This window comes from Sediminibacterium sp. FW305-C-49 (assembly GCF_058231085.1).
Window position 1 is genome coordinate 644,437 of sequence record NZ_JBIQXS010000001.1, and the last position, 17,605, is coordinate 662,041.

General features: G+C 41.7%; 13 protein-coding genes. 7 read left to right on the top strand and 6 right to left on the bottom strand.

Translation table 11 applies throughout. The features are described from left to right. Positions 1-104 precede the first annotated feature (104 nt). The 3 genes from gldA to ACH3Z1_RS02715 form a co-directional block, all read right to left on the bottom strand. Positions 105-1,016, bottom strand: a complete 912-nt coding sequence (gene gldA / locus ACH3Z1_RS02705; RefSeq protein ID WP_490820300.1) for a gliding motility-associated ABC transporter ATP-binding subunit GldA — start codon at positions 1,014-1,016, stop codon at positions 105-107. A gap of 83 nt (positions 1,017-1,099) precedes the next feature. After that, positions 1,100-1,321 (bottom strand): DUF6814 family protein, encoded by a 222-nt coding sequence (locus tag ACH3Z1_RS02710; RefSeq protein WP_490820301.1) that lies wholly within the window; start codon positions 1,319-1,321, stop codon positions 1,100-1,102. Position 1,322: 1 nt separating this feature from the next. Then, a complete protein-coding gene (locus ACH3Z1_RS02715) occupies positions 1,323-2,843 on the bottom strand; it encodes an MFS transporter (protein WP_490820302.1) in 1,521 nt (506 codons plus the stop codon). Between the two features lie 141 nt (positions 2,844-2,984). Between ACH3Z1_RS02715 and acs the strand changes: the two genes are divergently transcribed. After that, positions 2,985-4,922 (top strand): acetate--CoA ligase, encoded by a 1,938-nt coding sequence (gene acs, locus ACH3Z1_RS02720; RefSeq protein ID WP_490820303.1) that lies wholly within the window; start codon positions 2,985-2,987, stop codon positions 4,920-4,922. Positions 4,923-5,022: 100 nt separating this feature from the next. After that, positions 5,023-5,910 (top strand): WG repeat-containing protein, encoded by an 888-nt coding sequence (locus tag ACH3Z1_RS02725; RefSeq protein WP_490820304.1) that lies wholly within the window; start codon positions 5,023-5,025, stop codon positions 5,908-5,910. Positions 5,911-6,403: 493 nt separating this feature from the next. Here the strand turns inward: ACH3Z1_RS02725 and ACH3Z1_RS02730 are convergent, their stop codons facing one another. The 3 genes from ACH3Z1_RS02730 to ACH3Z1_RS02740 form a co-directional block, all read right to left on the bottom strand. Continuing rightward, on the bottom strand, positions 6,404-7,660 hold the full coding sequence (locus tag ACH3Z1_RS02730; RefSeq protein WP_490820305.1) for a DUF1501 domain-containing protein: 1,257 nt from the start codon (positions 7,658-7,660) through the stop codon (positions 6,404-6,406). 124 nt (positions 7,661-7,784) lie between these two features. Further along, positions 7,785-9,737, bottom strand: a complete 1,953-nt coding sequence (locus ACH3Z1_RS02735; RefSeq protein ID WP_490820306.1) for a DUF1800 domain-containing protein — start codon at positions 9,735-9,737, stop codon at positions 7,785-7,787. A gap of 158 nt (positions 9,738-9,895) precedes the next feature. Further along, complete coding sequence (locus tag ACH3Z1_RS02740) at positions 9,896-11,947, bottom strand: OPT family oligopeptide transporter (protein ID WP_490820307.1); 2,052 nt, start codon at positions 11,945-11,947, stop codon at positions 9,896-9,898. A 94-nt stretch (positions 11,948-12,041) separates the two neighbouring features. On the opposite strand from ACH3Z1_RS02740, the gene ACH3Z1_RS02745 reads away from it, so the two are divergent. The 5 genes from ACH3Z1_RS02745 to ACH3Z1_RS02765 all read left to right on the top strand — a co-directional run bounded on the left by ACH3Z1_RS02745 (position 12,042) and on the right by ACH3Z1_RS02765 (position 17,519). After that, on the top strand, positions 12,042-13,484 hold the full coding sequence (locus tag ACH3Z1_RS02745) for a POT-type proton-dependent oligopeptide transporter (protein ID WP_490820308.1): 1,443 nt from the start codon (positions 12,042-12,044) through the stop codon (positions 13,482-13,484). A 92-nt stretch (positions 13,485-13,576) separates the two neighbouring features. Next, positions 13,577-14,860: a phosphoribosylamine--glycine ligase gene (gene purD / locus ACH3Z1_RS02750; RefSeq protein WP_490820309.1), complete on the top strand. Its 1,284-nt coding sequence runs from the start codon at positions 13,577-13,579 to the stop codon at positions 14,858-14,860. 191 nt (positions 14,861-15,051) lie between these two features. Continuing rightward, a complete protein-coding gene (locus tag ACH3Z1_RS02755; RefSeq protein WP_133473547.1) occupies positions 15,052-16,077 on the top strand; it encodes a rod shape-determining protein in 1,026 nt (341 codons plus the stop codon). Between the two features lie 60 nt (positions 16,078-16,137). After that, positions 16,138-16,989, top strand: coding sequence for a rod shape-determining protein MreC (mreC, locus tag ACH3Z1_RS02760; RefSeq protein WP_490820310.1), 852 nt, complete (start codon positions 16,138-16,140; stop codon positions 16,987-16,989). Then, complete coding sequence (locus tag ACH3Z1_RS02765; protein ID WP_490820311.1) at positions 16,986-17,519, top strand: rod shape-determining protein MreD; 534 nt, start codon at positions 16,986-16,988, stop codon at positions 17,517-17,519. Before mreC ends, ACH3Z1_RS02765 begins: the two co-directional genes overlap by 4 nt. Positions 17,520-17,605 lie beyond the last annotated feature (86 nt).

The following is a 17,605-nucleotide window of genomic DNA, read 5'->3' on the forward strand; positions in this document are numbered from 1 at the left end:
TTTTTACTTCGTGAAAATAATTGAAAAGGGCTACCCGGCAAGAGATCGAAAAAAAATACACAATTTTGTGTATACGCGCTTATACATCGCTACTTAGTCCTGTTTTAGACAACAGTCGTCAGTGACCTGAATATCTTCTCCAGGCTGTTTTTTTCACTTTGAAGTGATACGATCTGTAGATTATAAGCCACCGCGAGGTTTAAAAGATGTTTGCGCACCAGTTCAGGGTTCGACGTGTGTAAACGAAATCCGGACTCACTCAACTGGTCAACCTGAAAAACTGTCTGCAGGCGTTCCAGCACTTCCACTTCAACCGCCTCCTTGAATTGTATTTGTAATATATGTCTGTCATTCTTTTCTTCCTGCAGATTCATCAATGTATCATCCGCTACAATATTTCCTTTATTGATGACCACCACCCTATCACAAATGGCTTCTACTTCCTGTAAAATATGCGATGAAAAAAGTACGGTTTTCTCAGCACCCTGCAACCGAATTACATTGCGTATTTCTACAATCTGGTTAGGATCCAATCCACTGGTAGGTTCATCAAGTATCAATACCTCGGGGTCATGTATCAGCGCCGCAGCCAGTCCAACCCTTTGTTTATAACCTTTCGATAACTGCCCTGTTTTTTTATGTGCTTCCGGACCCAGTCCGGTTAATTCAATCACATTACTGATCGACTGATTCACCTGTTTCAATCCATGTACACCTGCTATAAAACCCAGGTATTCCTTTACATACATATCATAGTAGAGTGGATTGGCTTCGGGCAGGTATCCTATTTTTCTTTTCGCAGCAAGGGGTTCTTTGGCAGCATCAATACCACATACTTTCACCGAACCGGCATCGGCTGCCAGGTACCCTGTTATCATTTTCATGGTGGTACTTTTTCCGGCACCATTGGGACCCAGAAAACCCAATATTGTTCCTTTTTCTACTGAAAAAGAAATATCATTCACCGCTTTTTGTGTACCATATACTTTTGTAAGCCCCCGGATTTCAATAGACATATGGTAAAGGTATCAATTGAATCGTTTCTTGTGCAGATAAAAATGGTAAGAAAAATTAAAAATGAATACAGCAACTGGAAGCTTTATACTTCCTGATCATATTCTCCTTTATATGCGTAGTATCCAAATAAACTAAGTCCGAATGCAATAGGAAGAAAGACCAGCACAAATACGCCCCACTGTACCCATGTATCTGCCGACGGTTTGGCGGCTATTTCGACGGAAGCCGTTCTGATGAGAAAGAAAACGGCCACGGGTCCTAAAACCATCCAAATAATGCCTGCTGCTCGTTTCAATTGTTTCATATCAGTGAATGGTTTTTTTATTACTTAAATATAATGCACCTATTACAAGACATATACCTGCCACGATGATAGGATACATGAGTCCTGCCAATTGATTACCGGTGTAAATAGTGGTAAGCAGAGTGGCAATAAAAGGAGTTAATCCGCCAAATACGCCATTACCAATATGGTAGGGCAATGACATAGAAGTATATCGAATTCTTGTTGGGAAGAGTTCAACCAGGAATGCCGCAATCGGTCCATACACCATTGTTACATACATGATCATCAGGAATACTATACCCACCATTTTCCAATAAATACCTTCTCCCATTTCTTTGGAAACAGTTACAGTAGGTTGTATTGTTTTCTTAGTAGCATCTGCATACAAAGTATCTTTTGTACTGGTGTGCAGAATTGAACCATCTGTAAAGAATTGTGTTTGTTTAATTACTCTTACAGAATCGACCGAACCTGAAACAGCCGTAACCGTACTTGTTTGTTTTGCCGATGAAACCTGTTCTGTTTTTTGCTTTGTATCGCTCAACACTACCAGTTCCTTGAATAATGGCCGATAGGTAATTACTGCAAGCAACATACCCACGAGCATAATCCATTTCCTTCCGATCTTGTCACTCCAATGTCCAAAGAACACAAAAAATGGTGTTCCAAATACAATGGCCCAGATGAGTATGGTTCGAGACTGATCAAAATCGACCTTACAAACATTTTCCAGAAAAGACTGTGCATAGAACTGCCCCGTATACCAGACCACGCCCTGCCCCATTGTAGCGCCAAACAAAGCCAGTAATACCATTTTGAGGTTTGTCTTATGCCCAAAACTTTCTTTCAAAGGATTGGTTGATGTTTTACCCTCAGACTTGAGTTTTGAAAACAGGGGGGATTCCTGCATTTTAAGGCGGATATAAATAGACACGATCACCAGCACTATCGATAACAGGAAAGGAATACGCCAACCCCAGTCGTTGAACTTGGCAATGGAAATTTGTTTATCTGCATCAAGACTATGTCTTGTGAGCAAGATCACACCCAGGGAAACAAAAAGACCAAGCGTAGCGGTTGTTTGTATCCATGAAGTAAAATAGCCTCTTCTGCTTGCAGGTGCATGTTCTGCTACATAGGTAGCGGCGCCGCCATATTCACCGCCGAGAGCCAGTCCCTGTAATAATCGTAATAATAGAACTATGATGGGTGCTGCAAAACCAATGCTTTCATAAGAAGGCACTAGCCCTATGGCAAAGGTGGAGCCTCCCATGAGTACAAGGGTTAGTAAGAACGTATATTTTCTTCCGACAATATCACCCAGGCGTCCAAATACCAAAGCACCAAACGGACGTACAATAAATCCTGCTGCAAATGTGGCAAGGGTTGACAATAAAGCTGCTGTTGGATTGGTCTTGGGAAAAAACTGGCCGGCTATTACAGTGGCAAGGCTCCCGAATATGTAAAAATCATACCACTCAATCAATGTACCCAATGAAGAAGCTGTGATGACTTTCCAGATTCCTTGTTCTTTTTTCATATAGGATTACAACTTACTCCAAAGAACTGATTTTGCCAAGCCCAGAGAATTCGTTTTGTAAAAACAAACAGTCATTCGTTTAATCGATCATTCCCTCTTTTCCGGATGATGTATATTTATGGTTCCAAAATTTCGATGAGCATGTCATATCCTTACCAGATCAAAAGTTTTGAAGCCTATAAAAAAGCCTATAAAGAAAGTATCAGCGATCCGGCATCTTTTTGGAGTGAAATAGCCTCACATTTTACCTGGAGGAAAAAATGGGATACTGTTCTTGAATGGAACTTTAAAGAACCGAAAGTGGAATGGTTTAAAGGAGGCAAACTCAATATCACTGAAAATTGTCTGGACCGTCATCTTGAAACCAAAGGCAATCATCCTGCTATTATTTGGGAACCTAATGCACCCGATGAAAACCATCGAGTTCTCACTTATAAAAAATTACATGAGAAGGTTTGCCAGTTTGCACATGTATTAAAAAATAATGGTGTTCAAAAAGGCGATAGGGTTTGTATTTATATGGGCATGATTCCAGAGTTGGCCATCGCTGTATTAGCCTGTGCCCGAATTGGCGCTATACATTCTGTTGTATTCGGTGGTTTTTCAGCCCAAAGTATTGCCGACCGGCTCGAAGATGCACAGGCAACATTTATTGTTACCTGCGACGGTGCTTACAGAGGCGCAAAAGACATTCCCTTGAAAAGCGTGATCGATGATGCACTCATCGGAAATAAAACCGTTAAGCGTGTAATTGTTGCTACGCGCACTCGCACACCTGTTTCTATGATCAAAGGAAGAGATGTATGGTGGGAAGATGAAATGAAACAGGTAGAGGAAAAAGGAATCAGTTTTATTGAAGCAGAAGAAATGGATGCAGAAGATCCACTCTTCATTCTTTATACTTCGGGGTCTACCGGCAAACCAAAAGGAGTGGTACATAGTGTAGCTGGATATATGGTATACACCAACTATACTTTTGTAAACGTATTTCAATACCAGCCCGGGCAAGTACATTTTTGTACAGCAGATATCGGCTGGATCACCGGGCATAGTTATATAGTGTATGGCCCTCTCAGTGCAGGTGCCACTTCACTATTGTTTGAAGGTGTTCCTACCTGGCCCGATGCAGGTCGCTTTTGGGATATCGTAGACAAATACTGTGTCAACATTCTTTATACAGCACCCACTGCTATACGAAGCCTGATGGGTTTTGGGCTCGGACCTTTACAAGGCAAAGACCTTTCTTCGCTCAAAGTATTAGGCACGGTTGGCGAACCAATTAATGAAGAAGCATGGCATTGGTATGACGAACATGTAGGCAAACGAAAATGTCCGATTGTAGATACCTGGTGGCAAACGGAAACTGGCGGTTGCCTCATTTCAAATCTGGCTGGCATTACACCTGCTAAACCCGGTTGGGCCACCCTTCCAATGCCGGGATTAGAAATGGTATTGGTGGATGAAAATGGAAAAGAAATCATTCAGCAGGGTGATGAAACCATCTCAGGAAATCTTTGTATCAAAGCTCCATGGCCATCTATCCTTAGAACAACCTATGGCGACCATGAAAGATGCAGAACCAATTATTTTGCCACCTACGAAAACATGTATTTCACCGGCGACGGAGCACTAAAAGATAAAGATGGTTACTTCCGGATTACCGGCAGGGTTGATGATGTATTAAATGTAAGTGGCCACCGTATTGGTACTGCAGAAGTAGAAAACGCGATCAATATGCATGCAGGTGTGGTAGAAAGTGCTGTTGTAGGATATCCGCACGATATAAAAGGGCAGGGTATTTATGCTTATGTTATTTACCAGGGTTCACATGCACAAGATACACACGGCACAGGCGATCTGGTAAGAAAAGATATTTTACAAACTGTTACCCGCATTATTGGGGCTATCGCCAAGCCAGATAAGATTCAGTTTGTGAGTGGCTTACCTAAAACCAGAAGTGGTAAAATCATGCGAAGAATTTTACGCAAGATTGCGGAAGGAGAAACAGAGAACCTGGGCGATACAAGTACCTTATTGGATCCGGGTGTTGTGGATGAGATTAAAAAAGGTAAATTATAAATTAATTTTCAGCCGCAGATACACGGATAAATTCAGCTCATCTGTGCATCTGCTGCCCGATCGTTTTCAGCAAATTCAGCATTAATACTATATTTAAGCAATGAAAAAGCTGATTTTTCTTTGCCTGCTGATCGGATTTTCGACATTCAGCTATTCGCAAAATCTCATCTGGTTTATAGAGAACGGCAAATTCGGTTTTGTTCATAAAACCAGTAACAGAACTACCATTACACCCCAGTTTACTTTTGCGAGTCAGTTCAATGACGGCATTGCTGTTGCAGCAGTGGGTAATCATCTTTTATCTTCCCAATATGGTTTCATCAATGAAAAAGGTAAATGGTTTATCATTCCACAATTCAATGCCGCAGGTACTTTTTCAGAAGGAAAAGCAAGGGTACAACAGAATGGAAAATGGGGCTATATCAATAAAAAAGGAAGTTTCATCATTCAACCACAGTTTGCGCTTTGTTATGATTTTAAAGAAGGACTTGCACAGGCTTCTGTTAAAAATAATTTATGGGGCTTAATTGACAGTAGTGGAAAATTTGTATTACAACCTGAATACTACAGTATCACGGATGTGTATGCAGGATTAACCTGTACGCAGAAAAACATGACTGACAAATGGGAGATTTTCGATATCAAGAAGAAAACAAGTATCAAGACTGTATTTACACGTATGCATGCTTTTGCTGACAGTCTTGCTCCTGCCCGTGATACCAGCAATAAATGGGGGTTTGTAAACACCAGTGGTGTTTGGGTAATTCAACCTCAATTTACCAATGCCAGTTCCTTCAGTGAAGGACTTGCAGCCGTTGAAAAAGATTACGGACACTGGGGTTTTATTAATAAAAAGGGGGAGTGGATGATCCCTCCACAATTCGACCGTTCAGGTAGTTTCTACAAGGGTTTGGCATTGATGGAAAAGGGAGCGGATATTGTTTATATTGACAAAGAAGGCAATTTCGTTTTTAGTTTTAAGCGATAACACACAGGCTATTTTACCTCACTCCACATGTTCTGATTTTCCCAGAAAATACAATATCAATGGCCCCAGAAACAATATAAGCATGATAATCACTGCAGGTATCATGACAAACAGATGAATTTCTTTTTGTATGATATTTCGCTTCAGCGCCTTAACAAGTAACGCCATAAAACAAAAACATCCGACCCAGGATAATAGCGTTGCAGTAAAATAAAAGAAAAGCGGACTTCTGTCCTGTTTCAAGACATCAAAACGAGGAAGAATGAACAACAATACTGCGTTTACTGCAAGCAATAAAAAAATAGTGTGAAATGGGATATTGAGTAACCTGATCAGCAATTTCTTCGCTTGCATTAAAAAAGTAAGCAGGTATTATAGGAAATATCGAGCCCGTATTTCATGTCTGTTTACGAATGCAAGTTAATTCCAATAAAAAGAAAAGAGGGCTGCAGGACTTGCATCTTCTTTCGATTCTTTTACATATTTATTGGCTTCATTTCATCAACTCCAGTTTTTTACCATCCCATCCCGGGAAAAGTCCATTTGTATTTTTTAACCGTAGGTGACCAGCGGAAACACTACTAAATACCGCCCTGAAATCTGTTGAAACTGGTAAATCCCTTCCATCTTCCAGATCGGCTTTTGACAATGATTTTATATTATGGTACACTTTACCACCCTGTACATCGTTCCCTAAAACAAATAAACAGCTTGCCCTTCCATGATCGGTCCCACCTGTTCCGTTCTGGTGTGCTGTGCGACCAAATTCGGTCATCGTCATAACAGTTACTTCGTCCTGGTATTGTCCCATATCGGTCCAGAAAGCAGCAATACTATCACTGAAATCGCGAAGGTTACGAGCGAATGCGCCATTCACTGTTCCCTGGTTGAAATGGGTATCCCAACCACCACTTTCTGCAAAAGCCACTTCTACACCTACATCCATTTTAATGAGAGTAGCTATTTGTTTTAATGAATTACCCAACGGAGAAGCAGGATATACCGCCCCATTTGCCGGTTGGTAATTTTTGATATCAGTTGATTTTAAAATCTTCATCGCTTCAAAGCTCTCTTTCCCCGTTTTATTCAACAATTGATTACTGGTCTGATCGTACAGCGATTCAAAAGATTTTGCTGCCATATTACCTGCCATAGGATTACCCTGCATTTGAATAGCAAAATCCTGAAGATTACTAATAGCCAAAGCTTCATGATCACCGTACAAACTTCTTGGCAAGGCACTTGTTAAACTCACCGCACTGAATGGAGTTGCTTCGTGACCGGTTAATCCTACGGCCCTGTTCAGCCAGCCACTATTTGTTCCTTTATTGAAAGGTGTTCCGCTTTCCATAAAATCCTGTGCATCAAAATGGCTTCTGGTATTATTCGGGCTTCCTACACCATGTACAATGGCCATACGCCCATCCTTAAAGAAAGAGGACAAACTATTTAAGGAAGGATGTAATCCAAACTGTCCATCCAAATCCATCATACCACCCTGTGTCTGCACCGGGCTCATGAATAAAGTAGGTCGTAATGTTTTCAGGTTTGTGTCTGTAAAGGGACTCACCGCCATTAAACCATCCATGGCTCCGCGCTGAAAAATACATACCAGTACTTTATTCTTTTTATACGGATGTATAATTTTTCTGTTGTTAGCTGCCTGTGCAATAAAACCAGGTACGCCGCCTAAGCCTGCTGCGAAAAGTGCCAATGCACCTGATTTCATAAATGCTCTTCTGTGGACCATAAAAAAAGTTTAGTTATTCGCTTTGAACTGCGGGCTGTGAAGAACAAGCATCAAGCCGCAAGCTTCAAGCTACAAGTTTAGATTTTCAATTATCTTTTCTCATTTCATTCACGTCTCACATCTCTTATTTCCTCTGAAACTCTGGCGATCCAATTATAATTCCTACTACCTGTGCTACTATTGCAGCAGTGCTGTTCATCGTATTGTTTACTTGTGTCTTGTTATCCTCCCTGTTTCTTGTTCCCTGTCTTCTTGAACCCTGCTCCTCCATTTCATCTTCCACCATTTCCGTTTTTATTTTTGATGCTGCTTCGTTAATTTTTTGTTCTACCTGCGTATCACGTATCATCGCTGTAAGACGTTTGATATTTTCTTCCTGGTTACGTTCGGGTAAAAGCAGTTTACTGTAAATACGTAACGCATCATCGGCACTTTCGGGTTCGTGGTTATCATTCAGTGCCAATAAATTCATTCTGATACCCGGAATCTTTTGTGTAGCCAGTGCAAGACCAAAATTCATCCTGTTTAATAATGAACCGCTGTTGATCCAGAAATTGGCACGATCGGGAAATCCTGTTGGTGCCTGGTAGTAATAAAATCTTTGACCCATTTTAGTACACCAGTTATACACCTGGTATGGTTGCATTACCTGCGCCTTTGTTGCACGTATGGCGCTGATGGCAAATTCAAATGGCGATTTTACTTTTTCACGCAAGGCATTCTTTGACCAGAAATCCGGGTGGTTTACCATTGTAATCATCATTGCTTTTATATTACCACCTGTTTCCTCAAAAGTTTTTGCAATGACTTTGATGATCTCTGCTGATGGCTCATCCGCAACAAATCGTCTTGCCAGTTTTGTTGCGATAAACCGGGCTGTTGATGCATGTGCTGCCAGCATTTCCAATACCTGTACCCCTTGTTTATATCCATCTTTCCCATTATACTGTTTTCCTAAAATCGTCACAGGGTTTTCATCATGTTTATCTCCACGGAAAAGAAAATCTCCATCTATCATCAATCCCCTTCTTTCCAGTTGTGTCTCATTCAGGTTTTCAACTAATTGTCTTGCAGGACCTTCTTTATACATCGGCTTCACCGACCAGCCAGTTAATGCCCGTGCTACTTCTGTCACATCTTTTTGTGCATAACCTCCATCTACGCCCAGCGTATGCAATTCCATTACTTCGCGCGCATAGTTTTCATTGAGACCCTGTGTTCGTCGCGCCGCAACAACCTGTTGAACCAATGCCCCTCCCGGCATCGAAGTATCATTCAATCTTGCTTCCACCCGTTCACGTGCGGCACGCAACATGGCATTGTTTTGTTGCCTGCGTGTCCTTTCATTGTCATTGCTTACACTCAATGCATTGTCTAAGTATTCCAGCATAGCCGGATGCTTGGCAGTTGCCAGTAACATATTTTTAAAATGTCCGAGTACATAGGGTCTGATGGCATCACGCTCATAAGTCATTACATACTGTTGACTCTGCCCTTTTGTAAGTGAAACATTAAAATGATTGAACCAGAAATCGGTTAATACTTCTTTTAACTGGTTATTGCTGTAAGCCGCTCTCAGTACTTTCTGATTGATCAGTTGCCTATGTAATTCCTGAACAGGTTTAAACCCTTCTTTTTCCTGGATCAGTCTGAGTTGTTCACGGTATTTTTGGCGATCGGCATTGTTGATAGAGTCTGCCGGTATCAATTTATTTCTGATGGCCACACGAATAACCTGTGCTGGAGTCAGATATGTATTGACGATTTTTTCATTGCTCAAACCCAAAGATTCAAATGCTTCCAGCCGACGATTGAGTTCTGTGTCAGGTAAATCTGCATCAAATTGTTCCTGTAACCATTTATCAAGGCCCATTTTTACGACTTCTTCTACCTGTCCGGGTTGAACACCATAACTAAACCTGTTGAGTAAATGAGCTGCTGCCTGTTGTTGGGTAAGACCTGCTTTTTTATAAGGCATTTTTATTTCGGGGAGACCAGCCTTGTGATTCGTAAAAGCAGCTCCCAGTGTAAACAGGGCCCCAATGGTGAAGGTTTTGAACATTCGCTGCAAGGACATTGATTTTAGTTTTGTATTTGACAGGGGATTAAATGAAAGGTTTAACGGGTTTAGGTGAAATTATTTGCCACAGAGGACACAGAAATACACAGAAAGACTCTTGTATTTCTATAGCAAAAAAAGAGCGTCTTATTCAGACGCTCTTTCAATATTCCTCATTATTCTGTTTTCTTCATGGCTACTCTATATAGTATAAAGCCCATCATTGCAAAGAATAAAGTTCCAAGCAGGAAGTAACCGTTTTCAGAGAGAGCAGATACTAGTCCATGCTCCATACTGATATTCGCAAGGAACCGTTCACCACCTGAAGTTCCGGTAATAAACGCGATGACCACACCCGCCACTGCGCCACCTGCAACCAGACCCGTTGCAAACAAACTACCCTTACTCAATTCCTCTTCCTCAGCACTTACTTCTTTTTTATCTTTTTTCTGTCTGCCTTCCACAATACCACGAATCGCACCACCGATAAAGATGGGCAATGTAGTAGCCAGTGGCAGATAAACACCAATCGCAAAACTGAGTGATTTAATACCACAAAGCTCCATCACCACGGCAAGGAACATCCCAACAATTACATATTGCCAGTCGAGATTTTGTGAAAGAATCCCTTTAATCAGGGTAGCCATCAGTGTAGCCTGCGGTGCAGGATATTTTTCTGTACCAATCGCATGGTTGATGCCCTGCTGTACCATTTCGGTAGTAGGCTTATCAAGAAATTTTACGGTGATACCAATAACAATAGATGATACGATGGCACCAACAAACAAAGCGATTTGCTGATTACGTGGTGTGGCTCCAACAATATAACCACTCTTCAAATCCTGTGATGTAGCACCTGCATTGGCTGCTGCAATACAAATCATACCTCCCACCACCAATACCAGTGGTTCATATGCCTGACCAGACCAGCCAAGACTTAAAAAAATCAGGCTGGTACCCATTACGGTTGCAATGGTCATCCCGCTGATCGGGTTATTAGACGAACCAATCAATCCGACAATACGAGATGATACCGTTACAAACAAAGCACCAAACAATACCACCAGTATACCTATCAATATTTTTTGCATGAAACCATCACCGGGTAAATTGGGTATTACTGAAATGATGGCGATCAATGCCAGACTTCCCAGACCAACAATTTTTAAACTCAGGTCTTTATCGGTACGCGCTACATTAATATTTTCTGCACCAGCACCTCCGCGTAATGAAGCCATGCTTCCTTTTACAGACTTTACAATAGTGGGTAATGTTTTAATCAGTGTAATAATACCACCTGCTGCTACTGTACCTGCACCTACCTGTCGAACATACGCATAGTAAATAGCTGCAGAATAATCGGCAAATGTATGTGTAACGGGATCCCATCCACCTTTACCACCGGGCTTGGTAATATCTGCCAGATAACCCAGTTTAGCCAGTTGAATAGCGATAGCATCGGCAGGTACCAAAGTTGATAATAAAGGAATAAATACCAGCCAGCTCAACACACTACCCGCTACCAGTACACCTGCAATACGAGGGCCAATGATATAACCCACACCCAGGTATTCTGGTGTAATCTCGCCGCTTACTTTGGCAGAGGGGAAAAACTTATTGATCTGCTTGGTTGCATAAAAAGGTGTTTCAGCAATAATATGCATCACTTTCTGGAGGAGCGCATATACAAATGCCACACCAAGACCCCAGAAAGCTGTTTTGGCAAAATCGCCACCTCGCTCACCCGCTTTTAATACATCACCACAGGCTGTTCCTTCGGGATAAGGTAGATTCTCATGTTCGTTTACTATCAGTGCTTTCCTGAGCGGTACCATTAATAAAGTACCCAGCAATCCACCTACAATGGCAAGAATAAGGATCGTGAGATAATTAAAATATTCGGCACTGGATGGAGATGAAAGGAACAAAAAACCCGGTAAAGTAAATGCCACACCTGCCGCAATACTTTCACCCGCTGAACCGGTGGTTTGAATAATATTGTTTTCAAGAATCGTTGTTTTCAAAAACTTCCTGCCCAATGTGATGGCTATAACGGCAATGGGTATGGAAGCTGATACAGTTAACCCTGCTTTCAACGCCAGGTAAACTGTAGCAGCGCCAAAAATCACTCCAAAAAGACTACCTACCAGGATCGATTTCACGGTAAGCTCTTTCATATTTGTTTCGGGGGAAACAAAGGGTTTAAAGGTTTTTTGAGGTTGAGACATGAGTTGGTTTTTAGATGAAGCAAGCAATTTTTTCGGCAAACAAATAAAGGTTTACCGATAGTTTCCGATACTTTTAAATTTCAAAATACGATTTATGTCCGATATACAAAATGAGTCAACAAAAGGCAGGATGCCAAAATCGATTCCTTACATCATTGGCAGTGAAATAGCAGAACGTTTCAGCTTTTATGGCTTACGCTCCATTATGGTGACTTTTATGGCTGTCACTTTTTTCAATCCGACCCTGAACCCGGCACTCACGGCTGAAGCCGATGCAAAAGCGAACGAAATGTCGCACCTGTTTGTTACACTGGCTTATTTTATGCCCATGGTTGGGGCTATTATGGCCGATTGGTTCTTCGGAAAATACCGGGTTATATTATTCGTATCCATGCTCTATACGATTGGCCACCTCATCCTCTCAGTGTCCGACAACAACTATACAGTTTTCAGTATGGGACTTATTGTGATTGCCTGTTGTGCCGGTGGTATCAAATCCTGTGTATCTGCCAATGTGGGCGACCAGTTCAATAAATCAAATGAACACCTGCTATCGAAAGCCTATGGCTGGTTTTATATGAGTATTAATTTGGGTGGAACACTGGCTCCCTTATTCATTCCACTACTAAAAAAATATTATGGCCCGGAAATCGCTTTTGGTGTACCAGGTGTATTGATGGCACTGGCTACGCTTTTATTCTGGCTCGGACGAAAAAAATATGTTCGTGTTCCCCCGGCTGGGATTAAAAAAGAGAATTTCTTTTCCATCTCAACCTATGCTTTAGCAAAATTATTTAGTCGCAAACCCGGACAAAAAGTTTGGGAAGCTGTAGGAGAAAAATATTCAGCCACATCTATTGATGGCATCAAAGCAGTATATCGTGTATTGGCCGTATTTGCTTTTACACCTATTTTCTGGGCACTCTGGGATCAAAACCTGTCTGAGTGGGTTTTACAGGCCACCAGACTGGACCTGACACTGACCGGCGATTTTTCCATTTTACCAGAGCAGATCAATTTTATCAACCCCTTGTTTTTAGTGCTGCTGATTCCAGTTTTCAATTCTTTCCTTTTCCCTTATCTCGAGAAAAAAGGGATCAAAGTGAGTCCTTTACGAAAAATAGGTGCAGGACTTGTCATCATCGGACTTTCATTTACCATCATTGCATTTATTCAGGAAGCGATTGATGCAGGAGGCAAGCCTTCGGTATGGTGGCAGATCCTGGCGTATATTTTATTAGCTGCCTCTGAAATACTTGTTTCTGTTACCTGTCTTGAATATGCCTATACCCATTCTCCCAAATCCATGAAAAGTACCATGAGTGCCTTATACCTGCTGGGTATTTCAGCCGGTAACCTGCTTGTGGGTCTGATCAATGGAAATATTGTGGACAAAGGCTTTTTCAGTCAATTTACCGGTGCCAGATACTACTGGTTATTCCTGGGCATACTCGCTGTATCCTTTATATTATTTCTTTTGGTAGCGAAACGTTTACCCGAAAAACGTTACGTGGGCGCAGATGAAACTGAAAACTGATTTTTTGCATGGGGGAGGCATTTACAAAAAAATGCTTCTCTCATGCTGAAAATCCTTCATAGAGCCTACTTTCGCCACCTGAACCTATTTTTATGAATATTCTTCTCCTCGGATCGGGTGGCCGTGAACACGCTTTGGCGTGGAAAATGACGCAAAGCCACCATTGTGACGCCCTTTTTATTGCACCAGGCAATGCGGGAACCAGTGAGTTTGGGACCAATCTTCCGATTTCTGTAAACAATTTTGAAGCCATTAAACTGGCATGCATTGAGCATAAAATAGGTATGCTGGTGGTAGGACCTGAAGAACCGCTTGTAAAAGGTATATATGATTTTTTTGAAGCCGATCCTTTATTACAAAAAATTGTGGTGGTTGGCCCATCTGCAAAAGCTGCACAACTGGAAGGAAGTAAAGCTTTCAGCAAAAAATTTATGCAGCGTCAGCATATTCCAACTGCGGCCTATGCAGAATTTACCGCTGATAATTTTGAAGAAGGAAAAAAATACATCACGCAACATCGTTTGCCTGTTGTTTTGAAAGCAGATGGACTGGCAGCCGGTAAAGGTGTGGTGATTGCAGCTACACATGAAGAAGCATTGAAGACATTTGAAGAAATGATTCTGCACAAACAATTTGGTGACGCCAGCAGTAAGGTGGTGATTGAAGAATTTTTACAGGGTATTGAAGTAAGTGTGTTTGTTTTAACGAATGGATCGGATTACCAGATCATTGGTCATGCAAAGGATTATAAGAGAATCGGTGAAGGCGATACCGGCTTAAACACAGGTGGAATGGGCTGTGTAAGCCCTGTTCCTTTTATGGATGAGCTGTTTATGCGTAAAGTAGAAGAGCGCATTATTGCACCAACCATAAAAGGTTTAGAGAAAGAAGAACTCATCTATCATGGTTTTATTTTCTTTGGTTTGATGAATGTAAAAGGCGAGCCATTTGTTATTGAATACAATTGCAGAATGGGTGATCCTGAAACAGAAGTAGTGATGCCACGTTTACAAACGGATTTGGTGGCACTATTTGCAGCCATGGATAATGGTACACTCGCTGATGTAAATATTTCATACGACGACAGATTTTGTGCAACAGTCATGGCCGTGAGTGGCGGTTATCCGGGTGATTATGAAAAAAATAAAATCATTCATGGGCTTGGTCCGAATAATGCAAAAGAAGTGATCGTCTTTCATGCAGGAACAAAACAGGATGAAAACAAAGTTTTAACAAATGGTGGCAGGGTTTTAGCAGTAAGCGCGTACGGAAATGATATTGCTGATGCCGTAACAAAATCAAAAAATAAACTGGCCGAAATTTCGTTTGAAGGAATGTATTTCAGAAGAGATATCGGGTACGAATTCGGGGAATAGATCATTGTTTTTAGATCATCGTCCATAGCCAAGATTTTTGTTTAGAAAAACCAAATACGATGGACTATTGACCATGTACGATCAACTATTCTCCACCCCGCGAAAAATCAGTATTTTAGGCTTTGTTAATTCAAGTAATTTCAACCACCTTTGCAATCATTGATCAAGAAATAAAGCATTTTTAACATACAATGGGATTATTCAACTTTTTTACGCAGGAAATAGCCATGGATCTGGGTACCGCCAATACCCTGATTATCCATAATGATGAAGTAGTGGTAAATGAGCCCTCAATTGTGGCCCTGAACCGTAACAATATGAAGGAAGTGCTTGCTGTGGGGAAGAAAGCCCTTATGATGCACGAAAAAACCCATGAAAGTATCCGTACCGTTCGCCCGCTGAAAGACGGGGTTATCGCCGATTTTAATGCTGCTGAGTTGATGATCAGGGAGTTAATCAAAATGATTTACCCCAAAAAACCCCTTTTTCCACCCAGTTGGAGGATGGTTATTTGTATTCCCTCATCTATTACAGAAGTAGAAAAACGTGCCGTTAGAGATAGCGCAGAGCAGGCAGGTGCCAAAGAAGTATATATGATTCATGAACCCATGGCTGCGGCACTGGGTATTGGTATCGACGTGGAAGAACCCGTTGGTAACATGATCATCGATATCGGGGGCGGTACCACCGGTATTACCGTAATTGCCCTTGCTGGTATCGTTTGCGACCAGAGTATCCGTGTGGCGGGTGATGAATTTACCGCCGATATCATGGAAGCCCTGCGTCGTTACCACAGTTTACTGATTGGTGAGCGTACCGCAGAACAAATCAAGATTAATGTGGGTGCGGCTATGAAAGATCTGGACAACCCACCCGATGATATGCCTGTAAATGGTCGTGACCTGGTAACAGGTATTCCCAAACAAATCATGGTAAGCTACCAGGAAATTGCCGAAGCACTGGATAAAAGCATCTTCAAAATTGAAGAAGCCATTCTGAAAGCACTGGAAACAACTCCTCCTGAACTGGCTGCCGATATTTACCGCAGGGGCTTATACCTTACAGGTGGCGGTGCATTGTTGCGTGGACTGGATAAACGTTTAAGTGCCAAAATCAAGTTACCGGTTCATGTAGCAGATGATCCATTGAAAAGTGTGGTACGTGGTACTGGTCTGGCACTGAAAAACTACCAGCGTTTTCCATTTATCATGCGATAGAAGAATAATAGGCCGGATATAGAGGGTTACAAGTTTTTTGATCGCTAATAGATTCCCAGGTTGAAGAATATCTTTTTTTTCATACGGCGTTATTTTACTTTTCTGAGCTTTCTGCTCTTACAGGTATTTGCCATTATTTTACTGACCCGTTCCAGCAAAACGCATGAGGCATTTTTTTCTGATGCCACCAGTGAACTTACGGGCAACCTGAATAAACAATACAGCAATCTCCGAAGCTATTTCAGCCTGGCAGAAACCAATCGACAATTAGCCGAAGAGAATACCAGGCTAAAAAATCTGTTGGCTTCCAATAATATTGCACCAGACAGTTCAAGGGAAATATATACAGATACCACGCACAGGGATTCTTCAGGCCGTTACCGGAAATTTACCTGGTTGCCTGCAAGGGTTATTGGCAATACCGTTACGCTTCAAACCAATTTCCTCACTTTGGAAAGAGGCAGTAACCAGGGTGTGAAAAAAGGAATGGCGGTTATTGGTCCGCAAGGTATTGTGGGAGTAGTGGTTGAAACAAGCCCGAATATCAGCAAAGTGATGAGCCTGTTACACCGTAACAGTCGTGTAAGTGCCATGTTGAAAAAGGATAATAATGCGGGTAGTATTGAATGGGATGGCACTGATCCGTCGATCCTCACACTCCGTAACGTATCGAAAAGCGCCAAAGTGGTGAAAGGTGATACGGTGGTAACCAGCACATATTCCGCCAATTTCCCATCGTACCTGATGGTGGGTACTGTTTCATCGATTGTAGAAGACCCTTCGAGTAATTTTTATACCCTGAGAATAAAAACCGCTACCAATTTCTTTAATGTACAGTATGTCTATCTTGTAGAAAACACCAGGTATGCAGAACAGGTACAACTGGAAAATACACCCATGACCAATCAATGAGCAGCTTAGTAAAAAATATTGTCCGTTTTATTCTGTTCATCTTTCTACAGGTGTTCATATTGAATGAAGTGCCGCCATTACATCGCTTTATTGTTCCCTATATCTATTTCCTGTATATCCTCTGGTTGCCATTTACCATTAACAGAATCGCCCTCATGGTCATTGCTTTTGCATTTGGCCTGAGTCTTGACTTCTTTTCCGGCACTACAGGTTTGCATGCTGCTCCCTGTGTACTTATTGCTTATATACGTCCATTCCTGCTCAGTCTGTTGCTACCACAGGAAACCATTGAGCAGAGCTACTCGGAGCCTGGAAGCAAAAGCATGGGGTGGGCACCCTATAGTTTATATGTAGGTGTGTTGACTTTTGTTCACCATTTTTACCTTGTACTCATAGAATGGCTGCAGTTTGGAGACTTTCTTTACTTCCTCGGAAAAGTACTTGGCACCACGGCCATCAGCCTGCTGATGATTTTCCTGGCAGAACTGCTGTTCCTGAGAAAAGGTAAGTACCGCACCAATGCAGCATAAGACTGGAAAGAACCACAGCGTTTTGATTGCTTGATTTTTCGATTTTTGATTTTACACTTCAACAAATAGCAACAATTTTTTAAAAG